The organism is Streptomyces sp. AM25 (assembly GCF_058146165.1).
The window spans coordinates 224996-247179 of the sequence record NZ_JBKIWN010000014.1 but is presented as its reverse complement, the minus strand read 5'-3'; the positions used below and the strand labels follow the sequence as shown (position 1 = coordinate 247179).

At 73.1% G+C, this 22184-nt stretch carries 24 protein-coding genes and 1 tRNA gene; 14 read left to right on the top strand and 11 right to left on the bottom strand.

Annotated elements, in window-relative coordinates; genetic code table 11:
• Positions 1–408: 408 nt before the first annotated feature.
• From ACLHRZ_RS20305 to ACLHRZ_RS20290, 4 genes are all read left to right on the top strand, one after another.
• Positions 409–3429, top strand: a complete 3021-nt coding sequence (locus ACLHRZ_RS20305; protein ID WP_490419897.1) for an amino acid adenylation domain-containing protein — start codon at positions 409–411, stop codon at positions 3427–3429.
• Entirely contained in the window at positions 3426–4673 is a 1248-nt protein-coding gene (locus tag ACLHRZ_RS20300) for a condensation domain-containing protein (RefSeq protein WP_490419896.1), read from the top strand. Before ACLHRZ_RS20305 ends, ACLHRZ_RS20300 begins: the two co-directional genes overlap by 4 nt.
• On the top strand, positions 4670–6439 hold the full coding sequence (locus ACLHRZ_RS20295) for a non-ribosomal peptide synthetase (RefSeq protein WP_490419895.1): 1770 nt from the start codon (positions 4670–4672) through the stop codon (positions 6437–6439). Before ACLHRZ_RS20300 ends, ACLHRZ_RS20295 begins: the two co-directional genes overlap by 4 nt.
• Positions 6440–6849: 410 nt before the next feature.
• Positions 6850–7221, top strand: a complete 372-nt coding sequence (locus tag ACLHRZ_RS20290) for a hypothetical protein (protein WP_490419894.1) — start codon at positions 6850–6852, stop codon at positions 7219–7221.
• 40 nt (positions 7222–7261) lie between these two features.
• On the opposite strand, the gene ACLHRZ_RS20285 is transcribed toward ACLHRZ_RS20290, so the two are convergent.
• Positions 7262–7879: a VC0807 family protein gene (locus ACLHRZ_RS20285; protein WP_490419893.1), complete on the bottom strand. Its 618-nt coding sequence runs from the start codon at positions 7877–7879 to the stop codon at positions 7262–7264.
• Positions 7880–7989: 110 nt separating this feature from the next.
• Here ACLHRZ_RS20285 and ACLHRZ_RS20280 point away from each other — a divergent pair, with 110 nt between their 5' ends.
• Positions 7990–9300: a sensor histidine kinase gene (locus tag ACLHRZ_RS20280; protein ID WP_490419892.1), complete on the top strand. Its 1311-nt coding sequence runs from the start codon at positions 7990–7992 to the stop codon at positions 9298–9300.
• Entirely contained in the window at positions 9252–9917 is a 666-nt protein-coding gene (locus ACLHRZ_RS20275) for a LuxR C-terminal-related transcriptional regulator (protein WP_490419891.1), read from the top strand. Before ACLHRZ_RS20280 ends, ACLHRZ_RS20275 begins: the two co-directional genes overlap by 49 nt.
• An 18-nt stretch (positions 9918–9935) precedes the next feature.
• Here the strand turns inward: ACLHRZ_RS20275 and ACLHRZ_RS20270 are convergent, their stop codons facing one another.
• Positions 9936–11072, bottom strand: coding sequence for a baeRF3 domain-containing protein (locus tag ACLHRZ_RS20270; RefSeq protein ID WP_490419890.1), 1137 nt, complete (start codon positions 11070–11072; stop codon positions 9936–9938).
• Positions 11073–11189: 117 nt separating this feature from the next.
• Between ACLHRZ_RS20270 and ACLHRZ_RS20265 the strand changes: the two genes are divergently transcribed.
• A complete protein-coding gene (locus ACLHRZ_RS20265) occupies positions 11190–11765 on the top strand; it encodes an HhH-GPD-type base excision DNA repair protein (RefSeq protein WP_490419889.1) in 576 nt (191 codons plus the stop codon).
• Positions 11766–11789: 24 nt separating this feature from the next.
• Here ACLHRZ_RS20265 and ACLHRZ_RS20260 read toward each other — a convergent pair whose 3' ends face one another.
• Positions 11790–12221: a glycosyltransferase gene (locus ACLHRZ_RS20260; RefSeq protein WP_490419888.1), complete on the bottom strand. Its 432-nt coding sequence runs from the start codon at positions 12219–12221 to the stop codon at positions 11790–11792.
• Positions 12218–13015 carry a MerR family transcriptional regulator gene (locus tag ACLHRZ_RS20255; protein WP_490419887.1) on the bottom strand — a complete coding sequence of 266 codons (798 nt, stop codon included), beginning with the start codon at positions 13013–13015 and terminating at the stop codon, positions 12218–12220. Before ACLHRZ_RS20255 ends, ACLHRZ_RS20260 begins: the two co-directional genes overlap by 4 nt.
• 113 nt (positions 13016–13128) lie before the next feature.
• On the opposite strand from ACLHRZ_RS20255, the gene ACLHRZ_RS20250 reads away from it, so the two are divergent.
• From ACLHRZ_RS20250 to ACLHRZ_RS20240, 3 genes are all read left to right on the top strand, one after another.
• Entirely contained in the window at positions 13129–13329 is a 201-nt protein-coding gene (locus ACLHRZ_RS20250; RefSeq protein ID WP_490419886.1) for a DUF5988 family protein, read from the top strand.
• Between the two features lie 103 nt (positions 13330–13432).
• Positions 13433–13729 (top strand): type II toxin-antitoxin system VapB family antitoxin, encoded by a 297-nt coding sequence (locus ACLHRZ_RS20245; RefSeq protein ID WP_004943146.1) that lies wholly within the window; start codon positions 13433–13435, stop codon positions 13727–13729.
• Positions 13730–13865: 136 nt separating this feature from the next.
• Positions 13866–14555, top strand: a complete 690-nt coding sequence (locus ACLHRZ_RS20240) for a LytR C-terminal domain-containing protein (RefSeq protein WP_490419885.1) — start codon at positions 13866–13868, stop codon at positions 14553–14555.
• A 164-nt stretch (positions 14556–14719) separates the two neighbouring features.
• On the opposite strand, the gene upp is transcribed toward ACLHRZ_RS20240, so the two are convergent.
• Positions 14720–15355: a uracil phosphoribosyltransferase gene (gene upp, locus ACLHRZ_RS20235; protein ID WP_490419884.1), complete on the bottom strand. Its 636-nt coding sequence runs from the start codon at positions 15353–15355 to the stop codon at positions 14720–14722.
• A 171-nt stretch (positions 15356–15526) separates the two neighbouring features.
• On the opposite strand from upp, the gene ACLHRZ_RS20230 reads away from it, so the two are divergent.
• From ACLHRZ_RS20230 to ACLHRZ_RS20215, 4 genes are all read left to right on the top strand, one after another.
• A complete protein-coding gene (locus ACLHRZ_RS20230; protein WP_490419883.1) occupies positions 15527–15742 on the top strand; it encodes a hypothetical protein in 216 nt (71 codons plus the stop codon).
• A 169-nt stretch (positions 15743–15911) separates the two neighbouring features.
• Positions 15912–16436 carry a tRNA adenosine deaminase-associated protein gene (locus ACLHRZ_RS20225; RefSeq protein ID WP_490419882.1) on the top strand — a complete coding sequence of 175 codons (525 nt, stop codon included), beginning with the start codon at positions 15912–15914 and terminating at the stop codon, positions 16434–16436.
• A 34-nt stretch (positions 16437–16470) separates the two neighbouring features.
• Positions 16471–16986: a tRNA adenosine(34) deaminase TadA gene (gene tadA / locus ACLHRZ_RS20220; RefSeq protein ID WP_490419881.1), complete on the top strand. Its 516-nt coding sequence runs from the start codon at positions 16471–16473 to the stop codon at positions 16984–16986.
• A gap of 10 nt (positions 16987–16996) precedes the next feature.
• Positions 16997–17081 (top strand) — tRNA-Ser (locus ACLHRZ_RS20215).
• Between the two features lie 65 nt (positions 17082–17146).
• On the opposite strand, the gene ACLHRZ_RS20210 is transcribed toward ACLHRZ_RS20215, so the two are convergent.
• The 6 genes from ACLHRZ_RS20210 to ssb form a co-directional block, all read right to left on the bottom strand.
• Entirely contained in the window at positions 17147–18427 is a 1281-nt protein-coding gene (locus ACLHRZ_RS20210; protein ID WP_490419880.1) for a tyrosine-type recombinase/integrase, read from the bottom strand.
• Positions 18428–18435: 8 nt separating this feature from the next.
• Positions 18436–18678 (bottom strand): helix-turn-helix domain-containing protein, encoded by a 243-nt coding sequence (locus ACLHRZ_RS20205; RefSeq protein ID WP_490419879.1) that lies wholly within the window; start codon positions 18676–18678, stop codon positions 18436–18438.
• A 21-nt stretch (positions 18679–18699) separates the two neighbouring features.
• Positions 18700–20472 carry an AICE element replication initiation protein gene (locus ACLHRZ_RS20200; RefSeq protein WP_490419878.1) on the bottom strand — a complete coding sequence of 591 codons (1773 nt, stop codon included), beginning with the start codon at positions 20470–20472 and terminating at the stop codon, positions 18700–18702.
• The gene (locus ACLHRZ_RS20195; protein ID WP_490419877.1) at positions 20469–21398 is read right to left on the bottom strand and encodes a bifunctional DNA primase/polymerase; all 930 of its coding nucleotides are present in this window, start codon (positions 21396–21398) and stop codon (positions 20469–20471) included. The genes ACLHRZ_RS20200 and ACLHRZ_RS20195 overlap by 4 nt, the downstream gene beginning before the upstream one ends.
• Positions 21399–21494: 96 nt before the next feature.
• Positions 21495–21689 (bottom strand): hypothetical protein, encoded by a 195-nt coding sequence (locus tag ACLHRZ_RS20190; RefSeq protein WP_490419876.1) that lies wholly within the window; start codon positions 21687–21689, stop codon positions 21495–21497.
• A 29-nt stretch (positions 21690–21718) separates the two neighbouring features.
• The gene (gene ssb / locus ACLHRZ_RS20185; RefSeq protein ID WP_490419875.1) at positions 21719–22177 is read right to left on the bottom strand and encodes a single-stranded DNA-binding protein; all 459 of its coding nucleotides are present in this window, start codon (positions 22175–22177) and stop codon (positions 21719–21721) included.
• Positions 22178–22184: the final 7 nt, after the last annotated feature.

Below are 22184 nucleotides of genomic sequence, written 5' to 3'. Positions count from 1 at the left end.
TGCACTCTGCTCGCCGCTGTTCGAGGTCCCGTAGCGCTCCGTTGGAGGCGGGGACGAGATCTTCTGGTGGCGCGCCGGAGCGCCGCTAGCGCGGCGCTTGAGCGCCCCGTAAGAGGCGCGGGGAACTGCGCGAGCGACCACGACGCGCCCGCAGTCGACGTCCCCGGGGCTCCGCCCCGGACCCTCCAGGGTGGTGCGTCGGCTGCAGGCCGTCGGTGGCTGGTCGCGCCCACGCGGCGGAGCCGCATATGTGGCAGCCCCGCGCCCCTGACGGGGCGCCCCTGACGGGCGCTCGACCGCCGCTCCAGCCATGCGCAGGCGCCCCCGGTCACGATCCATGCCGCCCGGCGGCGCCTTCCCCCGTCGTCGCCGGGCCCTCCGTCCCGGCACTCCGCAAGGGAACCCACCGTGAACAGCAGCCCCGCCCGCGTCGACGAACGCGTCGCCCACTGGGCCCGTACCCGCCCCGGCGCACCCGCCCTGCGGTGGCGCGGCACCTCCGTCACGTACGCCGAACTCGACACAGCCGCCACCCGGTTGGCGGCCGGTCTGGACGCCGGCCCCGGCGACGTCGTCGCGGTCCGCATGGAGCGCGGCCCGCGGATGGCCGAGGCCCTCCTCGCGGTGCTCAAGTGCGGTGCCGCCTACACGGCCGTGGACACCCGCTGGCCGGAGGCCCGCTGCCGCCAGGTCCTCGAACTGACCGGCGCCCGCCTGCTCCTGACGGACACCGGCGCCGAGGTCCTGCACACCACGAGCCGCACCGGAAGCGCCGACGCCCTCTGCGTCTTCTTCACCTCCGGCAGCACCGGCACCCCCAAGTCCGTCCTCGCCACCCACCGCGGGCTGCTGCGCATCGCCGAGGACCCGACGCTGGCCTTCGACGGCACGACGTGCATGCTCCAGTCCGCGGCCGTGCCGTGGGACGCGTTCGCCATGGAGCTGTGGGCGCCGCTGGTGCACGGCGGCACGACGGTGCTCCTCGACGGCCACTACCTCACCGTGGACGGCTGCCGCGACGCCGTGGCCGACGGCGTGAACACGATGTTCGCGACCACCTCCCTCTTCGACGCGATCGTCGACGAGGACGCCGCAGCCCTGCGCGGGCTGCGCACCGTGATGGTCGGCGGCGAGCGGCTCTCCCCCCGCCACATGGCCCGCGCCCTGCAGGCCGTCCCCGGCACGCGGCTGGTCAACGGCTACGGGCCCGTCGAGAGCACGGTGTTCGCCACCGTGCACCCGGTCACCGACGTAGCGGACGAGGACACCGACATCCCCATCGGCCGCCCGGTAGTCGGCACCCGCATCCACGTCCTGGACGCGCAGCTCCGCCCCGTCGCCCCCGGCGGGACCGGCCAGTTGGCGATCTCCGGCGACGGCCTCGCACTCGGCTACCTCGGCGACCCCGGGGCCACGGCCCGCGCGTTCCGCGAACTGCCGCTCGGCCCCGGCGGTACGGCCCTCCGGGTCTACCTGACCGGCGACCGGGCCCGGCTCGGGGCCGACGGCGCATACGAGTTCCTGGGCCGCGCCGACCGCCAGGTGAAGATCCGCGGCGTCCGCGTGGAGCCCGGCGAGGTGGAGCGGGCCGCCGAGGACGTCCCCGGCATCGCCCGGGCCGTCGTGCTGCCCCTGCCGCTGGACGGCGGCCCGTCCGCCGCCACGACCGGCCTGGCCATGGTGTGCGTGCCGGCCGCGGAGGCGCCGGCCGGTCCCGAGGCGGTGCGCGAGGCCGTCGCCGGCCGGCTCCCGGCCGCGTTCGTACCGGACCCGGTCGTCATGACCGGCAGCCTGCCGCTCACCGGCAACGGCAAGCTCGACCGCGAGGCCCTGGCCCGTGCCGTGCGCACCGAACTCGACCGGCGCGCAGCCGCGGAAGAGCCCCTGTCCGCAGCGGTGCCGCCCCGGGTGGCCGCCGTCCTGGCCGCAGCTGCTGATCTGCTCGGCCGCCCGGTCGGACCGGACACCAACCTCTTCCAGGCGGGCGCGACGTCCATCACCGCGATGCGGCTGGCCGGCCGGCTGTCCGCCGCCGCCGGAGTGCGCCTCACCGCACCCCAGGTGATGCTGGCCCGCACCCCGGCCGCCATCGCCGGCCTCCTCGGCCCCGAGGAGCAGGCCCCGCTGGCCGCCGCGCCGGAGTCCTCCCCGCGGTGGATCAGCGGCCTGCCCGCCCCGCAGTGGCGCTTCTGGTTCACCGAGCAGCGCACCCCGGGGTCGGCCGACGCCCTGTCGTCCTTCCTGTTCCGCACCGACGGACCGGTCGACACGGACCGGCTCGCCGCGGCCGTCCACACGGTGGCGTCCCGCCACGAGGCGCTGCGCACGACGCTCACCCGCGGCGCGGACCGCACGGTCACCGCAACCGCCGTGGCGCCGAAGGAACTTCCCCACCTGCTCACCGTCCTCGCCCCGGCCCCCGAGCGGGAGGCCCGGCAGGCCGCCGAGGCGCACCTGGCGCGCCCGTTCGACCTGGCCGCCGAGGTGCCGCTGCGCACCGTGCTGGCCCCGTCGGGCAACGGCAACCACTGGTTCGGCCTGGTCGTGCACCACTCGGCCTTCGACGGCTGGTCCGCGGGCCTGCTGCTGCGCGAACTGTCCGACGCCTACGCCGGTTCCGCCGACGACCGCGCCGCGCCGGGCCACGCCCACGCCTGGACGGAGCAGTTCGCCGCGGAGACCGAGGCGGACCGGGCGGCCCTGTGGGAGTGGACGCGCGAGCTGCGCGGCGTCCCCGACCTGCCGCTCGGCCCCGGCACCCCCGCCCCCACGGGCCCCGTCTCCCGCATCCGCATCGACGTCCCGGCCCCGCTGCGCACCGCCGCGGCCGGCACCACCGTCGCCGCGACCCTGCTCGCGGCCTGGGTCCGCGCCCTGCGCACGGTGACGGGCGCCGCGGACTTCGCCGTCGGCATCCCCGTGGCCGGCCGCGCCTCGGCCGCCGCCGAGCAGGCGGTCGGCTGCTTCGCCTCGGGCGTGGCCGTCCGCTTCCGCGGCCCGGCACACGACGTTCTCGCCGACGCGACACGGCAGTTGACGCAGGCACTGCGCTTCCAGTTCCAGCCGGTCGAGGCCCTGCTGCGCGAGGACGCCCCGCGCGACCCGCACCGCAACCCGTACTGCCAGGCGGGCTTCGTCATGCAGAACACCGAGCCGCCACGCCTGGTCCTGGACGGCCGCACCTTCGCCCCCGAACGCCCCGCGGGCCCGGAGACCTCGGCCTACGAACTCACCCTGGAGGTCCCGGACGCGACTCCGGACCACCTGACGCTGCGCTACCGGACGGACGTGCTGGACGGGGAGAGGGCGCAGGCCCTGGCGGATGCCCTGCTGGACGAACTGGCGCGCCCCGTAAGGGGCGCGGGGAACTGCGCGACAAGCCACAACGAGCCCGCAGCCGAACAACTGCCGCACGGAGCAGCCCTATGACCACCCGCACCGCGGCCTCCGCCTCAGAACAAACCTTCTGGTTCACCGAACAACTCCTCCCCGGCTCCCTCAGCACCGTCGCCCTCCTCCACCTCCGCATCGACGGCCCCGCCGACCCGGACGCGCTCGCGTCCGCCTGGCAGGCGGTCCGCATCCGGCACGAGGCGCTGCGCACCGCATTCGTCTCCGACGGGGGCGAGTTGTGGCGGCAGCCCGTGACGCAGCCGCGCCCCGTCCCGGTGCAGGTGTTGCCGGCCGGCACGGGCCGCGAGGCCGCGGTACGGATGCTGTGCACCGCGCCGTACGGCCTGGAGACGGGGGACGTCCTGCGCCTCGGCCTGGTGCCGGACGGCCCGCAAGGCGGCGGCGAGTTGTACGCGGCCGTGCACCACACCGCGTACGACGGACTCTCGGAGGTCGCCCTGACCGCCGATCTGGCGGAGGCGTACCGCCAGGCCCTCGCCGGGCAGCAGCCGCACCTGACGCCCGCCGCCCGCACCACCGTGCAACCGCTCGACGGGGCACGGCGGCAGGAGCTGTGCGCCTACTGGGAGCGCGCGCTCGCCGGGGCACCCGCCCTGCCGGAGCAGCAGCCCGCGCAGACGCACCGCGAGATCCTGCAGGACCGCCTCGCCGTCCGCCCCCTCCCGCTCCCGCCCGGCAGCGGGACCCGGCTGCGGCAGGTGGCCCGCCGGTCCGCGGTGCCGCCGTTCGCCCTGCTGCTGACCGCTGTCGGCCGGGCCGTCGCCGAACTGACCGGCGCCGCCGACTTCCTCGTCGGCGTGCCGTTCTCCACGCGCACCCCGGACCAGCAGGACGAGGTCGGCTGCGAACTCACCATGCTGCCGGTCCGGTTGCGCGACCCCGCGGCCGCCGACGGCCCGGACCGGGCCATGGACGCACTGCTCGACGCGATGTACCACGCGGACCTGCCCGTCTACGACATCCTGGCGTGCGGCACCCCCGACGACACCGGCCGTATGCAGCCCTACCAGGTCCTCGCCGCCTACCAGAGCTGGCCGCGCGACCCCCTGCAGGCGGGCCCCGCCGTGCTGCGCGCCCGGCCGTCCAGCCCCTGCGGGCCGCAGGGCGAACTGCTGGTGGAGTTCTACGACGAGGGCCCCGACGACCTGACCGCCGCCCTGTACGTCCCCGCCCACGGCGGCTGGCTCCCCCGCGCCCCGGAACTCGCCGCCGCCCTCGACCGGCACCTCACCGCCCTCACGCCGATGGAGACCTCATGACCCCGGAGGAGCAACAGCGCATCCTCGTGGACTGGAACCGCACCGCGTCCGCCCTGCCCCACGACACGCCGCTGCACGAGCACTTCGCCGCCCGCGCGGCGGCCGCGCCGGACGCCGTGGCGATAGTGCAGGGGGAACACTCCGTCTCCTACGGAGAGTTGGACCGCCGGTCCGCGGACCTGGCCGACCGGCTCCGCGCCCTGGGGGTCTCCCGCGTCGCCCTGGCCCTGCCCCGCGGCCCGGAGTTCCTGACGGCGGTCCTGGCGGTCCTGCGCGCGGGGGCGGCGTACGTCCCGGTGGACGTGGACTACCCGGCGGACCGCATCACCTTCATCCTGGAGGACGCGAACTGCGAGGCGGTGATCTCTCATGAGGGGCTAGCGCCCCGAAGGGGCGCGGGGAACTGCGCGAGCAACCCCCACGAACCCGCAGGTCCGAACGACCTGGCCTACGTGATCTACACCTCCGGCTCCACAGGCCGCCCCAAGGGCATCGCAGTCCGCCACCGTGGCGCAACGAACAACCTCCTGGACCTGGCGGAGCGCTTCCGCATCGCCCCCGGCGACAAGATCCTGCACCTTTCGTCCACGAGCTTCGACATGTCGGTCGTCGAACTCCTCGGCACCGTCCTCGCCGGTGCCACCGTGGTCGTCCCCACCGCGGACGGTCTGCGCGACCCCGCGCACTGGCACGCCCTGGCCGTCGAGCACGGCGTGACCGTCTGGAACACCACCCCCGGCCTGCTCGGCGCCTACCTGGGGCACCTGGAGAACACGGCCCCCGGCACCGCCCTGCCGCCGCTGCGGCTGGCCATGCTCGGCGGCGACCGGGTGCCGCCGACGCTGCCCCGCCGCGCCGCCCGGGTGCTGCCCGCGATGCGCCTGGCCAATCTCGGCGGGTTCACCGAGGCGTCGGTGCACAGCACCGTCCAGCTCGTCGACCCGCAGCACGACCCGGCGGGCGACGTCCCCATCGGGCGCCCGCTGGCCAACCAGCGGATCTACATCCTCGACGAGGCGATGCACCCGGTGCGGCCGGGCGTGACGGGCGAGCTGTACGTCGCGGGCACCGGGCTCGCCGAGGGCTACCTGGGCCGCGAGGAGCTCACCCGCGAACGGTTCCTGCAGTGGTCGTTCGGCCCCGTCCGCGACGAGCGCGTGTACCGGACCGGCGACCTCGCCCGCTACCGGGCGGACGGCACGATCGAGTTCCTGGGCCGCTCGGACTTCCAGGTCAAGGTCAACGGCGTGCGCATCGAGCCCGGCGAGATCGAGGCGGCGCTGCGGCAGCAGCCCGGCGTCCGCGAGGCGGTCGTCGTGGCCCGCGAGGACGCGGCCGGGGACCGGGCGCTGGTCGGCTACGTAGAGGCGGACGGGAAGGCGGAGGTGGACGTACGGTCCGTCCGCGAGGCCCTGGCCGAGATCCTTCCGGGCCACCACGTCCCGTCGGCGCTCGTCGTCCTCGACCGCCTGCCGCTGAGCCCCAACGGCAAGCTCGACCGCTCGGCACTCCCGGCCCCGGTCACGGAGCCGGAGACCCCCGGGGAGGCCCCGGCCGACCCCGTCGAGCAACAGATCGCAGACGTCTTCGCCGAACTCCTCGGCACGGACGCCTTCGCCCGCGACGACGACTTCTTCGCCCTCGGCGGCACGTCCTGGAAGGCGATGCGCGCGGTCCAGGCCCTGGGCGAGGGCCTGCGCCTGGCGGACCTCTTCCGCAACCCGACACCGCGCCGCCTGGCGGGGGTGCTGCACGGGCGAGCGTGACGCTGCGGGTGCGTCGTGGTTGCTCGCGCAGTTCCCCGCGCCCCTTCGGGGCACGGTACGCACCGCCCCGTCGGGGGCGCGGGGAACTGCGCGACCAGCCACCGACGGCCCGCCGCCGACCGACCGCGCAAGACGCAAGGCGGCCCCCGCGGCGCACGGCGCCTATTCCTGCTCCGCCCCTCAGGGCCAAGGCTTCGCCTACAGCTACCACCTGCGCGGCTGAACCCCCGTACGCCCGCGCCCCGTTAAGCCGTACCACCGGCTCATACGAACGGGCTAAACCGGCGGCTTCTCGCCGTTTTCCGGGCCGTGGACCGCGAAGATCCGTGCGTACCGAGGGCGCGACCCCCGCGCCCTCGTTCGTCCTCCCCCGGATCCCGGATCCTGGATCCCGAGCAAGGAGCACGCTCATGTCCCACGTCACCATGCGGCACATCGCCGCCGTCGCCGCCTCGGCGGCCCTGCTGTCCGGCGCCGCCGCAGCAGCCGGCAGCGCGGCGTACGCCGATGCTCCGGGCCACCACGGGGCCGGCGTCTCGGCCGAGCACAAGGAGGAGGCGCACGTCACCGTCCACGGCGACCACGACCACGGCCGGCACCTCGGCTGGGAGAAGGGCGTCGACAAGAAGGCGGACCACTTCGACGCCAAGCACAAGGTCTGGCAGCGCTGGGACGGCGACTCCCGCACCTACGCCCAGTGGGACGAGCGCACCCGCAGCTGGGAGCGCAAGTACAAGGGCCGCACCCAGCACTGGGACAACGCCCACAAGGCCTGGAAGTGACCCCGGGTCCTTGACCCTTGGTCCTTGAGTGAGTGCTGCGTCACCGCGTCACGCGGTGACGCAGCACCCGCACCGACCCCTGCCGCACCACGGCCAGCAGGCCGACCAGCAGCGCCGCACCGGCCACGGGCACGGTGTCCACCGGCAGCGTGTATGCCATGACCACCCTGGCCGCCGCGTCCAGCAGGAACGCCCCGCCCCACAGCACCGTGACCACCCGCAGCGCGCGGCGGAAGCGCGGGTCGCCCGCCCAGGACTCCTCCCAGCGCTGCGCGGCGTCCCCCCGCAGGAACTTCAGCGTCACGTCGAGCAGGAACGGGCGCCGGCCCAGCAGCGATCCGACGATCCACAGGCCGAACGCCGCCGTGCTCCAGCTCTCCCTGGCCAGCAGCAGCCGCGGGCTGCCCGTCAGCAGCGGCATCACGGCCGACAGCACCATCGTCACCAGGGCGAACAGGCCCAACGAGTCGACCCTGCGCGTACGGACCAGGGTCCAGACCGTGTGCAGCAGCGGGGCGATGCCGGAAAGCACCAGGGCCCACCACTGCCCCGCCCCGGCCGCACGCAGCCCGTAGTAACCGGCAAGCGGAATACACACGTCCATCAGCAGGGCCGGCACCGGCGTCGTCTTCTTCTCAGTCACGTTCTTCTCGGTCACGGCCACGACGCTAGGAAGCCGCCGGCCCGTCCGGAATCCACGGAAGCACCGTCCTGAGGTGCACTTTTGTGCACTGCCCCGGCCGCACCCGATGCGCGAGACTGAGCGGCATGATCCGAGACGCGCACACCCCGGCCCGGTGGATCGCGGTCCTCCGCGCGGGGTCCCGCGCCCGGCGCACCGGCTTCGAGTGGCTCGGGCTGTCGCTCGTCCTGCTGGCGGGGCTGCTGCTCTCCCTGGCCGCCCTCGGCAGCCTCCTCCTCGGCTTCACCGCCGCGTTCCCCGCGGTCGTCGAGGCCAACCGGCAGCTGCTCAACCGCGTCCGCACCGCGGTCGGCACGGTGACCGGCACCCCGGTCGAGGTGCCCTATCCGCCCCTCCCCGAGCCGGACATGGCCCGTGCCCGCGCCCTGCTCGGGGACCCGGCCACCGCGCGGGACCACCTGTGGATGCTGCTCGGCCTGCCGGCCGCCCTGCTGCTGTCCGCGCTGCCGATGGTGATCGGCGTCTACGGGCTCGTCGCCGGCATCATCGGCGGCCTGCGCAACACGGTCCTGCCGGGTCCCGCCCCCGCCGCGGGCTGGGCGGTGCTGACGAACCCGGCTGCCGCGCTGGGCAGTCGGGCCTGGCTGGCCGTCCCGGCCGGGCTCGCCCTCTTCGCCGGGGTGCTGCTGCTCGGCCCCGCCGCGCTGCGCGCACAGGCCGCCTTCGCCCGCGCGCTGCTCCGGCCCACCAAGGCCGCCCGCCTCGCCCGGCGCGTGGACCACCTCGCCGCCAGCCGCACCGACGCCACCGACGCGCAGGCCGTCGAACTGCGCCGCATCGAACGGGACCTGCACGACGGCGCCCAGGGCCGCATGGTCGCCGTGGGCATGACCCTGCGCACCGTCGAGCACCTGCTGGACACCGACCCCGCGGCGGCCCGCGAACTCGTCGCCGAGGCCCGCCGCACCTCCGCCGCCGCACTGGCCGAACTGCGCGAGCTCGTCCGGGGCATCCACCCGCCCGTGCTCGCCGAACGCGGCCTGGCCGACGCCCTGCGCGCGGCCGCACTGGACGCCGCGCTGCCGGTCACCGCCCACGTCGACCTGCCCGGCAGGCCGCCCGCCCCGGTCGAGGCGGCGGTGTACTTCGCGGTCCGCGAGCTGCTCACCAACGCCGCCAAGCACGCCGCCGCCCGCCGCGCCGAACTCACCGTCCGGCACCGGAACGGCGCCCTGCACATCACCGTCTTCGACGACGGCACGGGCGGCGCCGACCCGGACCGGGGCGGCGGACTGCGCGGCGTGCAGCGCCGGCTGTCCACCTTCGACGGCACCTGCCGTGTCGACAGCCCGCCCGGCGGACCCACCACGATCACCCTGGAGATCCCGTGCGCGTCGTCCTCGCCGAGGACCAGTACCTCCTGCGAACCGGCCTGACCCGGCTGCTGACCGCGTACGGCTTCGAGGTGGCCGCGGCCGTGTCCACCGGCCCGGAGCTGCTGCAGGCCATGACCGAACTGCGCCCGGACGTCTCCCTCGTGGACGTCCGCCTGCCGCCCACCTTCACCGACGAGGGCCTGCGCGCGGCCCTCGCCGCCCGCGCCAGCGTCCCGGGCCTGCCGGTCCTGGTGCTCTCCCAGTACGTGGAGACGCTCTACGCCCGCGAGTTGCTCGCCGACGCGGCCGGGGGCATCGGATACCTGCTCAAGGACCGGGTGTTCAGCGACGACGAGTTCGTCGACGCCCTGCACCGCATCGCCCGCGGCGGCACAGCCATGGACCCGGAGGTGATCGCCCGGCTGCTGTCCGGCGGCTCCCCCGGCGGCTGGCAGCAGCCCCTCGACCGTCTGACGCCGCGCGAGCGCGAGGTACTGACCCTGATGGCGGAGGGCCGCTCCAACGCGGCCATCGCGGAACGGCTGTTCCTCTCCGCGAGCGCCGTCACGAAACACATCGCGAGCATCTTCGACAAACTCGGCCTCGCCGCCTCCGGCGAGGACAACCGGCGGGTCCTGGCGGTGCTGACGTACCTGAGCGGGCGGCACGACGGCTGACCGCGCGGGACACGTCCGTCAGAACCGCAGCACCCCCGCGATGTGCCCCGCCTCCGCCAGGTCGCCGTCCGGGACGAACCGCACCTCCGACCCCTTGTCCAGGGCGGCTTCGACGAGTTCGTCGACGATGTCCTCGTGCACCCCGTCCGGGGAGCCGGGAACACCGGGGTTGGCGGCCATGACCAGGTGACCGTCCTCCACCCGGGCCGCGGTCTCGTACCCCTCCTCGACCGCCAGCAGCGCCACCCGGCCCTCCTGCACCGTCTGCCACACCTCGTCCAGGCCTGCGGCGTACCGGCGTCGACCGCGGGCGTCCACCAGGCGGCGCTGGATGTCGACGCGGCGCCGCTCGTGGCACTCGTCGAAGGCCGGGGCCAGCAGGCCGCGCAGTTCGGGAGCCGTCGCGGAGGCGGCGCCCCCGCGCTCGACGCGGGCCGCGACGGCCGCACCGTGCGTCGAGACCTCCTCGAACCGGGCCAGCGACACCGCGAGCCCCACCAGGTACACCGGGCGCGGGTCGCGCTCCAGCACCCGGCCGAGGGCGCCGTCCACCGAGCGCAGGTACTGGCGCTCCCGCTCCGTGCGGTAAGGGCTGGGCCGGCTGCCGTAGTTGGCGAAGTTCGCCCCCGGCAGCGCGTCCACCTGGTCGGGGATGGCGGGCATGACCGGGAAGCCGTCCCCCGTCACCTCCTCCAGGTGCCCGCCGTGCGGGCCGCCGCCGCTCCACAGCCGCGTCTCGCCGTCGGACAGCACCAGCGCCCAGTACGGCTCCTCGCCGATCCGCGCGGCGACCAGGTTGCGGGTGAGGAACGTCCCGTCGATCACCACCCGCTGCGGCACCGGCCGCGGCAGGTACCAGAGTTCGTGCTCGCCGGGCGCGGCGAGGATCAGCAGCCCCTCGGCGGGGTGCAGGAAGTCGACCTCGGCGACGGCCGCATCGAGCCGCTTCTCGACGTCCATCCGGACGTCCCGCGACACCTTCGGATCCTCCCCGAGCCGCCGCTTCGCCTCGGCCAGGGCGTTCCGCAGCCGGACCCTGTCCTCGGGGTTGCCGGGCTCGCGCCGGTGCGTCGGTACGAGGAGGGAGACGGCCGGGTACGTCCGCGGGCGGCGCAAATCCTTCAGTACCGCGTCCGTGAGATCGCCGATGTCCATGAAGCGCCCTTCTTGCCGACCGGCCGGGAAACCCTTTCAGACCACCAGAGCCCCGCCCCGGCTGCCATTCGTGCGCGTCCGGTCGAAGGAGGCCCCGCATCGGGGGATCATCGGGGAATGGACCGTTCCCTCCGCCTGGCCCAGCAGCCCGACGCCGACGAGCTGCTCTCCCGCAGCCCGCTGGCCGCACTGACGGGCATGCTGCTCGACCAGCAAGTACCCATGGAGTGGGCCTTCACCGGGCCGTACACGATCGCGCAGCGCCTCGGCCGCGACGACCTGGACGCGCACGAGATCGCGGCCTACGACCCCGAGGCGTTCGCCGCCCTCTGCGCGGAGAAGCCGGCCGTGCACCGCTACCCCGGCTCGATGGCCAAACGGGTGCAGCAGCTGTGCCAGTACCTGGTCGAGCACTACGACGGCGACGCGGCCGCCGTCTGGCGCGACGCGGACACCGGCACGGAGCTGCTGCGCAGGCTCAACGACCTGCCGGGCTTCGGCAAGCAGAAGGCCCAGATCTTCCTGGCCCTGCTGGGCAAGCGCCTGGGCGTCCGCCCGGAGGGCTGGCGCGAGGCGGCGGGGTCCTACGGCGAGGAGGGCTCGTACCGCTCGGCGGCGGACATCACGGGCCCGGAGTCGCTGGAGAAGGTGAGGGCGTTCAAGCAGGCGGCGAAAGCGGCTGCGAAGAAGTAGAGCCGGCACTTCTTCTGCGGGCCGTCAGGGGCTGGTCGCGCAGTTCCCCGCGTCCCTTCGGGGCGGTGCGTACCGCGCCCCGAAGGGACGCGGGGAACTGCGCGAGCAACCACAGCGGACCCGCATACGACAACTGCCCTCAGCCCAGCCGCTCCACGGCGTCCCGCACCCGCCCGGCCCCGTCCTCCGAGGCCATCCGGCGCGACAGCGCCGAAGCCGCCGCGCCGTCCCCAGCGCGTCGATGTACGCCGCCGCCTTGCCGAGCAGCGAGCCCCCGGCGCCGCCACCGGCGTCGGGCAGCGGACGGAACCCCAGCCCGGAGTCCCGTACCGCCCCCGCGAATCCGGCGGGCGCGGCCGGCACGACCTCGTGCCCGGCCGCGCGCAGCGCGGCGCCCAGGCCGGTGTAGGGCGCGACGTCGCCGCGCGAGCCGGCCGCCATGACGAGAACCCTCACTGCCACCTCCTCTCGGCATTGGCGTGGACCGCCTGCCGCACGTACGCGGCCAGCCCGGGCCGCTGTTCGGCGGGCGGCACGACGAGCGCGAAGGCCCGCGCGTCTGGGGGCACCGCCCAGCGGTAGCTGGGGGAGTAGTCGTCGGCGATCCGGCAGTGCATCTCGTGCGGGCAGGGCGTGAACCAGCGGGCGATGTGCTGCCGGTGCTCCTCGGCGAGCTCCCGGGCCCGTTCGCCGTCGGCGTCGGCGCCCTCGTCGAAGGCGGCCGGCAGCCGCCCCCGCCAGTCCGCGGCCTCGGCCATGAGCCGCCGCCAGTCCTCCTTGGTGTGGGCCGCGGCCCGGGCCATCGCCTGCCGATGCCCGTCGCTCCGCCCCCACTTCAGGTGCGCGTCCGTCGCGTAGCCCAGGTCGAAGGCGACGTCCCCGAAGACCTCGAACCGCTCCTCGGGCGACAGGTGAACACCCGTGTGCTGCACCTCCATCGCCCGCTCGGCGACCTCGACGAGCCGTTGCAGCCGCAGGATCTGCTCGTTCAGCCGCCGGTGCCGCTCCCGCAGCCGGTCCAGGGCACTGGCCTGCGGGTCGTCGAGGAGAGCGGCTATCTCCTCCAGGGAGAAGCCGAGTTCGCGGTAGAAGAGGATCTGCTGCAGCCGGGCCAGGTCCCCATCGCCGTACTGCCGGTAGCCGGCCGGGGTGCGTTCGCCCGGGGACAGCAGCCCGGCCCTGTCGTAGTGGTGCAGGATCCGCACGGTCACTCCCGCGAAACCGGCGACCTGCCCGACCGAGTAGCCCATTCCCTCACCTTTCGTCCGCGCCCACGCTGGACCCTGACGCGACGTCGGGGTCAAGCCCGGCCCCGTCGGCGCGTCGGGGGGCCGCCGCGGCCGATCGGGGCAAGACTGTGCCCATGTCTGCCAAAGCGTTCCTCGAAGGCGGCCCGGACGATCTCTCCACGCGCATCGTCCCGATCACCCCGCCCGGGGTCGAGCTGAAGATCCCGCACCGCGGCGGGTACGAGCACTTCAAGAACACGCCGCGGCACACGGACACCGCCGAGGGCCGGCTCCCGGTCTACGAGTGGTTCGAACGCACGGAAATCGCGGAATAACGGCGGACCCGGCGCGGCAAAGACGAGGTATGCGGCCGATTGCCCCCTTCGCTCTGCCGTGCCATGGCTGCGCCGGGAGCCGCTCGCCCGGTAGGCTTTCCGTGTGATCTTCAAGCGCATCGGAAACGGTCGGCCGTACCCCGACCACGGCCGGGAAAGCACCCGCCAGTGGGCGGACGTCGCCCCGCGCCCGGTACGTCTTGACCAGCTGGTGACCACGAAGCAGCAGCTGGACCTGGAGACGCTGCTCGCCGAGGACTCGACGTTCTACGGTGACCTCTTCGCCCACGTCGTGAAGTGGCAGGGCGATCTCTACCTGGAGGACGGGCTGCACCGCGCGGTGCGCGCCGCGCTCCAGCAGCGCCAGGTGCTGCACGCCCGGGTGCTCGAACTGGACTGAGCGTCGGCCCCGCCCTTAGTGCGGCTACGCATCACGTATCGCCATTCGGCCACTTATTGGCCCTTTTGGGTTGGCATGGGGTCAACCCATTGATCATTTAGTAGGCAGCGGCATTCCCCGGCACTACGCTGCGCCCATGAGCATGCTCACCCCTCCCGGCATGGGGGGAAAGTATCGCATCACGGGCAATCGGTTCCCGCACATGCGCCGCCCGAGGAATCGCCGCAGGATCGTGCTCGCCGTCGTCTCCACCGCCGCCGTGCTCGGGCTGGCCGGGTGGGGAACGCTCCAGCTCGCCGATGTCTTCTCGGGCGGCGGGAGCAGGACGGAAGCGGCGCGGCACAAGAGCAGCGGCGACTGCAAGAACGCAGGCCGTCCGGCCGGGCACCGGGTCCCCCTGGAACTGCCCAGGCCCTCCGACGTCACGGTCAACGTCTACAACGCGACCCCGCGCGGCGGGCTCGCCAAGATCACCGCGGATGAGCTCGAACGCCGCGGCTTCAGAATCGGCAAGGTGGGCAACGCCCAGGCCGAGTACGACAAGAAGGTCTCCGGGCCGGGGCTGCTGATGGGCGGCCAGGGCGCCGTGGACGGGGCGCTGCGGGTGCTCGGCACGCAGCTGGCCGGGGCGGAGACCAGGAGCGACGGGCGCGAGGGACAGGACGTCGATCTGGTGCTCGGGGATGCGTACAAGTCGCTTACGGCGAAGGACGATGCCGACCGGCTGCTGGCGGGGCTGACGGCGCCGTCCTCGGCGGCTCCGCCGACGCCGTCCGCGGTGGCCTCCGCCGCTTCGGCGGCGGCGTCTGCTCCTGCGAGGTGCTGAGGCCGGTTGTCGCCTGCGGGCTGTCTGTGGCTTGTCGCGCAGTTCCCCGCGCCCCTTCGGGGCACGGCACGCACCGCCCCGTCAGGGGCGCGGGGAACTGCGCGAGCAACCACGACGGACCCGCACCGGAGAACAGCCAGGGCGTCCCGTCAGGGGCGGAGCGCTCAGCCCGCCGTGCCGTACATGCGGTCGCCCGCGTCGCCCAGGCCGGGGACGATGTAGCCGTGCTCGTTGAGGCGCTCGTCGACCGAGGCGGTGACGACGGTGACGGGGGCGCCCTCTAGTTCGCGCTCCATGACCTCGACGCCCTCGGGCGCGGCCAGCAGGCAGATGGCGGTGACGTCGTCGGCGCCGCGCGCGATCAGCTCGTTGATCGCCGCGACCAGGGTGCCGCCGGTGGCCAGCATCGGGTCCAGGACGTAGACCTGGCGGCCCGAGAGGTCGTCGGGCATCCGCGTCGCGTAGGTCTCCGCCTTGAGGGTCTCCTCGTTGCGGATCATGCCCAGGAAGCCGACCTCGGCCGTGGGCAGCAGGCGGACCATGCCGTCGAGCATGCCCAGGCCCGCGCGCAGGATCGGCACGACCAGCGGGCGGGGGTGGGACAGCTTGACGCCCGTGGTCCGGGTGACCGGGGACTCGATGTCGACCTGCTCGGTGCGCACGTCGCGCGTGGCCTCGTAGGCGAGCAGGGTGACCAGCTCGTCGCAGAGACGCCGGAAGGTGGGGGAATCGGTGCGCTTGTCGCGCAGCGTGGTGAGCTTGTGAGCAACCAGGGGGTGGTCGACGACGTGGATCCGCATGACATCGACATTAACCGAGCTTTCACGCCCCGGCGCCCGCCCGTACCGGCCACGCCCGTGCACGGAGGCCTGCCGGGGCCCTGGCATCAAACTACCGGCCAGGGGGAAAGTGGGCACATACGCCCGGTCTGTCGCTCCGGGCGAGGACCTCGGCACGAGGTGGTGCTGCCCATGGCCGGTCAGGACAAACGACAGCGGAACGCAGACCCGACGGATCCCGTGGACCCCGGGACGGAGCCGGAGAGCGCCGAGGAGCGCAGACGGCGGCGCGCCCAGTTCCTCCGCGAGCTGAACGAGGCGAGGGAGTTGCGGGAGCGCGTGCAGCCGCGCCGCGCCCGGGCCGCCCGGATGCGCCAGCAGATGCGTATGCGCACGTTCCGCTGGTGATGCGGCGCGACGGGCCCCTGGGACCCCACGTGAGCGACATCTCTTCGGACTGCTGCACGACGCAACGCGGAAGACCTCTCGCAACGGCGAGGTTTCTGCCACGATTCCGAGTGGGCGGGGTGCTCCCCGTCCGGCCCCGGCACCGCCTATGACCAGTGGGAGAGTCACGGTGTACTTCGCCGCAATGCTCGCGCGCACCGAAGACGGGTGGGAAGCGAGCGACACAGAACTCGACAACGTGGAGACCCTGTCCGACATCGCCGACCTGGCCCGTGACAACGCGGTGGACGACGACACGGTCCTGGTGCTCATCGAGCAGGAGGACACCTGGTTCGGCATCGTGCGGGTGGACGGCGAGGACGACCCCCGCGTCTACGTGTCGAACGCCGCCCTCGCCGCCCGCAGCTCCTACGGGGCGATGCTCGTCGATGAACTGACCGGCCGCGACGAGGACGGGGGCGAGGAGCTCGGCCTCCCGGACCTCGACGGCACCGAGGACGGCGAACCCGAGACGGAGGAGGACGGGGACGACACCGTGGCCGCCGAGGCGGCGCCGTTCGGCCCGCTGGGCGACGCCGAGCTGCTGGGCGACCTCGGGGTGAGCGGCAAGGAGCTGCAGAGCCTCAACGGCGACGCCCTCGGCGAGATCGCCGACGTGCTGGGCTGCACCGAGGTGCTGGAAGCAGTGCGCTGACCCGCCCCCGGGCGGGTTCGCTCACACTGGTGCCATGAACGAAGCCGTCCCCGACCAGCCTCACGACCCCGTGCGCGACCCGTGGCGGGCCCCGATGCGGGCCGCCCTGGAGGAGGCCGCGCAGGCGCCCGGAACCGGCGACGTGCCGGTCGGCGCCGTCGTGCTGGGACCGGACGGCTCCGTCATCGGCCGCGGCCGCAACGAGCGCGAAGCCACCGGCGACCCGACCGGCCACGCGGAGGTCATCGCCATCCGTGAGGCCGCGCGGGCCGTCGGTGAGTGGCGTCTCTCCGGCTGCACGCTGGTCGTCACCCTGGAGCCGTGCACGATGTGCGCGGGCGCCATCGTCCTCTCCCGCCTGGAGCGGGTCGTCTACGGCGCGGCCGACGAGAAGGCCGGCGCGGCCGGTTCCCTGTGGGACGTGATCCGCGACCGCCGGCTCAACCACCGCCCCGAGGTGATCGAGGGCGTGCTGGCCGAGGAGTGCGCGGACCTGCTCACACGCTTCTTCCGGGACACCGATTTCGGAGCACGGCCGACCATCCGCTAAGCTTCCTCTCGGTAGCGTGTCCGAGCGGCCGAAGGAGCTCGCCTCGAAAGCGAGTGTGGCGCAAGTCACCGAGGGTTCAAATCCCTCCGCTACCGCAGATAGATGAGGCGCCCAGTCCACTGGACTGGGCGCCTCATCTGCTTCCGTCTCAGTTTCCGTCTCAGTTGACCGGTACGAGGGCCCCCGCGGGCCCATCGTCGTCCTCCGGCCCTCCGTCCGGCTTCCAGATGAGTCCGTCGACCTGCCGGGCGACATCGGCCCGCACGGAGTCCACCATGTGCTGGTACCTGGCAGCCATGGCCGTGGTGGACCAGCCCATGAGCCCCATCACAGCCCGTTCGGGGACTCCGAGGATCAGCAGGACCGTGGCGGCAGTGTGCCGGGCGTCGTGAAGCCGGCCGTCTCGCACCTTCGCGTCATCCAGAAGTTCCTTCCAGTCGTCGTAGTCCGTGCGGGGCGATGTGCCCTGACCGGTCGGCGTCGCGAAGAGCCAGCCCTGTTCCGTCCAGTTGTCCCCGGCCGCCGCCCGTTCGGCTTCCTGCTTGGTCCGGTGCGTCCGCAGCAGGTCCACCAGCTGTGAGGGCAGTCCGACCGCGCGCCGTCCCGCACGGGACTTCGTGTCAGCCGTCTCCGGGTTGGTCCGCTGACGCTGCGGGCAGTAGCCAGCCTTCCTGCCGCAGGTGTCGCTACAGCCATGGGCGTAACGCGGCCGGCGACGGCTCCGGCGGACCATGAGCACGCCGCGTTCAAGGTCCACGTCCGACCACTTGAGCCCGAGCGCTTCGCCCTGCCGGAGCCCGAGCGCAAGCGCTACGGCCCAACGTGCGGAGTTCCGGCGGGCATCCGCCGCGCGCAATAGCCGCTGCACCTCCTCAACGGTGTAGGGCTCCACCTCCTCCTCGCGGACACGGGGGGCCTTGGCAAGCTGGACGGGATTCCGGGCAAGGTGGCCGCGCCGTACCGCCTCGTTCAGCGCGGTGCGGAAGGTCCGGTGAATCTGGTGAATCGTCCCAGCCTTACGACCGCCGGCCTGCATCCGCCCGTAGAAGTGCTCAATGTGCTCCGGCTTGAGCTTGTCGAGCCGGTGAGCACCGAGGGCAGGAATCAGGTGCTTCCGCACGGCGACGCCGTACCCCACCATCGTGTTCTCGTTGACGGCAAGCGGGGCGATGTTCTCAATCCAGTGGGTCAGCCACGTCTTTACCGTCCAGGGGCGCCCCGCCTTACGAATGGTCTTGGCGTCGCGCTCTCGCTCCAGTTCGCGAACTGCGGCCGTCACTTCTGCGCGGGTCTTGCGCTCGACGTGACGGCGGTCCGGATTGCCGTCGTCACGGATGCCAACGGTCACGCGACCGTGCCACTTCCCCTCCTTGCCCTGGTAGATGGATGAACGGCCGTTGGGCTGGCGGGTGCGCTTCGTGTTGTTCTTCTCTTCTGCCATGCATACTCCTAGGCAGCCGTGACGGCGGTGATGGTGGTGGGGTGCAGCCTCTTGCGGCGGCAGGCGACGTATTCGAGCACGGCGTCGGCGGGGACCCTGCGGAGGTGGCCGACAGTGATGGACTCCAGCTCTCCGGAGCGGATGAGCCGGTAACAGACGGTGCGGCCGATCTGGAGGCGGCGGGCGGCTTCTTCGACGGTCAGCAGAACGAGGGTGATGTCGATGGTTACGGCGGGTGGCACCACGTCCATGTGGGGATCTCCTCTCCGGCGTCAGCAGTTGGGGTGGGTGAGGCGGCCTGCTGTGGTCAGTTCGGGGTCCATGGGCTGTTCGCAGACCGCGCAGTGGAGTCCCGGAATAGAAGTGCGGTGCATCGCAGCGTCCGCAGCGTCCGCAGCGTCCGGAATCTTGTGGGAGTGCAGGTCAGGGCTAGTGCCGGGTGCGGACGCTAGGGCGGACGCTGGGGGGTCCGTAGCGTCCGCAGACGGGGTGACAGCGTCCGCATGATCGCCTTGCGGACGCTGTGCGGACGCTGCGACCGGGCCGGTGTCCGCGCTAGCGTCCGCAGGTTCGTGCAGGTCAGTCGGGGTTGCGGACGCTGCGGACACTGCGGACGCTGTCCCGCACCCAACTTCTGTTGGGGTGAGGCGGATGAGCCGCTGTCGGGCCCGGTCGGCGGTGCGCTCGGTGTCGTCGTAGGCGATGCCGATGGAGCGCAGCAGAGGGGCGATCCGCTTGAGCCGGCCGCTGGCCCGGGTACCGTCCTTGGGCCACTTGGGGTGATAGCCGTCCGGTGGCGGGAGCACATCGAGGAGTTGGGTTGCCGTGCCGCGCCAGGGGCCGTGGGTGTCCAGCCAGGCGACCAGGGCGGAGCCGAAGGGATCTCCTTCCAGGGCATCGGCGTTGACGCTTTCGGCGGCGTCGGTGAAGTCGGTGAAGGTGGACCAGCCTTTGACGCGGTCGACGGCGGCCAGCACGCGGGCGAAGTCCGCCATGCGCGGCTTGCTGTTCAAGGTCACGTCCGGCAGCTCCCGCAGAACGGCAGCGAGCAGGTCCAGCAGACTGCCGATGACCGCGGGACGGGCGGCGGCGTAGGCGGCGTCCATCTCCTCTTCCTCGCGGCGTTTGTCGTCGGGGATGGGCTGGAGGTCCAGCAGCATCATCCGTTCGGCCAGGTCTCCGGCCAGCGCGCCGGCGTCGATGGTGGTCATCGCCAGGACGCGGCGGAAGGTCAAGACGACGACGTCGTCGTCGCTGTAGAGGGCGCGGTCCACGATGCCGTCGCCGGTGACGCCCTTGCACAGGGTGTCGGACAGCCAGGGCGCGATATCGGAGACGTTGTCCAGGCACAGCGCCCAGGAGTTGAACGCCTGGACTGACCAGGTCTTGATGTCCTTGGGCTTGGACCGCTTGGCAGCCGGGGAGGGGTCGACCAGGTTCACCATCATCTGGGCGGTGTAGGACTTGCCGGTGCCCTGTTCGCCCTTGAAGGTGAGCACCGGGTGGGGGATGCCCGGGATCCAGGCAGCGGCCAGCCACGCGACCAGCCGGTGGAAGGACGAATCGTCCATGTTGACCAGGTCGCGCAGCAGCGCGATGCCGTCCGCGCCCTGGTCGGGGACGGGCAGGGGGACCATGGCGCCGGAGCGGCGGAAGAGGACCGGGGAGCGGTCTGCCACCGTCCAGCCGTCGGCCGAGACGATGACGGCCTTCCCGTCGGCGGTGCCCAGGTCCAGCACGATGCGCTCTTGGTCGCGGGCGACCCGGATGTGGACCTGCACGGGGTCGGTGGCATCCGCGATGCCTTCCAGGACGGTCATGGCGTCGGACAGGGCGCTGGCGGAGGGGACTTGGCCGCCGTTGTCCTCGGTGAACTGCTTTGCCAGGGCGGCACGGATGCCACCGCGGCCCCTGAAAGGGCGGACGACGTTGGGTCCGTTGCGGCGCACGCCGTAGGGGCGGCCGTCGGTGGACATCACGAACTTGTAGCCCGCTTTGGCCATGCTGACGAGCTGGGATGCCTGGCTGGGGCCCTTCTCGCTCACGGCGTGGCCTCCTTCCTGGTGCGGGCCGCGCCCTTGGCGGCGCTGGCGATGGTGCGGCGGGCCGGCGTCTCGGGGTGACCACGGTCGACGGCAGCGGCCAGCAGCTCGGCTGTGGCGGTGTCGGGGTCGATGTCGCCGGACTCGAATGCCTTGCGGGCGGCCCAATAGAGCCGATTGTTCAGGTCGTTGGGACCGCAATCCAGTACGAATCGCACCAGCGGCCCGAGATGGCCGCGTGAGCGCCTCACCCCCCCTCCCGGGCCGGTCGGTCCAGGAGGTTCCTGAACGGCCGCCTGGCGGGCTGTGAGAAGGTCGATGATCGCGGTGGGGGCTTCGGCGATGGCGGACTGGCTGAAAGTCGTTGCAAAGCGGTAGCGGCCCTTGGGCCCGAGGGATCCGGGTCCGACCAGGTAGCCGCCCGCGCCCCGGGTGTCGATGCCGGGAGCGAGCAGACCGGCCGTGTTGGGGATCTTCACGCCGCAGGGGGCCTTGAACCACAGATGCCAGCCGCCGGACTGAGTGGCCACCGTCACCGTGCGCGGGATACGGAAACCGTGCCGGGCCGCGAGCGCGCGCAGGCCGGCAACACCGTCCACACCGTTCTTGCGGTCCAGGTCCAGCCCGAAGAGGTAGTGCGGCGGGCGGCCGCAGGCGATCCCGTAGCCGGCCGCCCACGGGGCCGCGGCGAACAGCGCGCGCACCCGGGCCGGGTCGGCGCTGGCGTCATGGACCCCGTGGCCCAGGCAGCCGCACTGGCCGGTACAGGTCACGGACAGCTCCGGGTGGGCGGTGGCGATGGCGGGCAACTTGCTGCGGGAGAGAGGGAAGACGGCCAGGCCGTGCAGGGTTGCGGCGGACAGCGCGTGCGCGCGTGCGGCGGCCCACCACGGGCCGGGGCGCTGGGCACGCGGGCGCAGGTCGGGCATGCTGGAGACCTCCAGATCACTGAGGAGTGGGTTGGAGAGGGGCGCCCGCGGCTCGCCAAAGTCGCGCGGGCGCCCTCTTCCGCTCGTGCGGATGGGTCAGAACGGCGGGGTGATCGGGCCGTTGATGGGTGCGGGGTACACCACGCTGGCCACTTCGCCGGTTCCGGCGCACCGTTCGCCGCTGCTGAAGCCCGCTGCGGTCACGCCGTTGTGGCAGCCGAGCCGTCCGGCCTTCGAGATCCGGTAACTGAGGTGACAGACGGGGCATTCACCCCGCGGGTAGCGCTGCACGATTTCTCCCAGAAGTGGCGCGGTGCGGGTCAGAAAGGCGGCTTGTCGTCCCCGCCGACGGGGACCGCCCACGGGTCGGCCGTCGCGGGCTTGGCCTTGGCGCCCGCGCTGGACCCCGTGCTGTTGGTGCGGTGGACGGTGGCGGTGGCGTAGCGCAGGCTGACGGCGATGTCCTCGACGTCCAGGCCGAAGCCGGTGCGCTGGATGCCGTCGGCGGCGGTGTAGTCGTACTGGCGCAGGGCCCCGGTGACGATGACGCGGGTGCCCTTGCGGAGGCTGTCGGCGGCATTCTGGGCGAGCCAGCGCCAGGCGGTGCAGCGCAGGAACAGGGTCTTGCCTTCGCCCCATTCGGCGCGGTTCTTGTCCCAGTTCTTGCTGTTGGAGGCGACGTTGAAGGACACCCAGGGGGTGCCGTCGGTGGTGTGGCGCAGGTCGGGGTCGGCGGTGAGGTTGCCGACCAGGGTGATGACGGTTTCTCCGATGGGCATGGTGCGG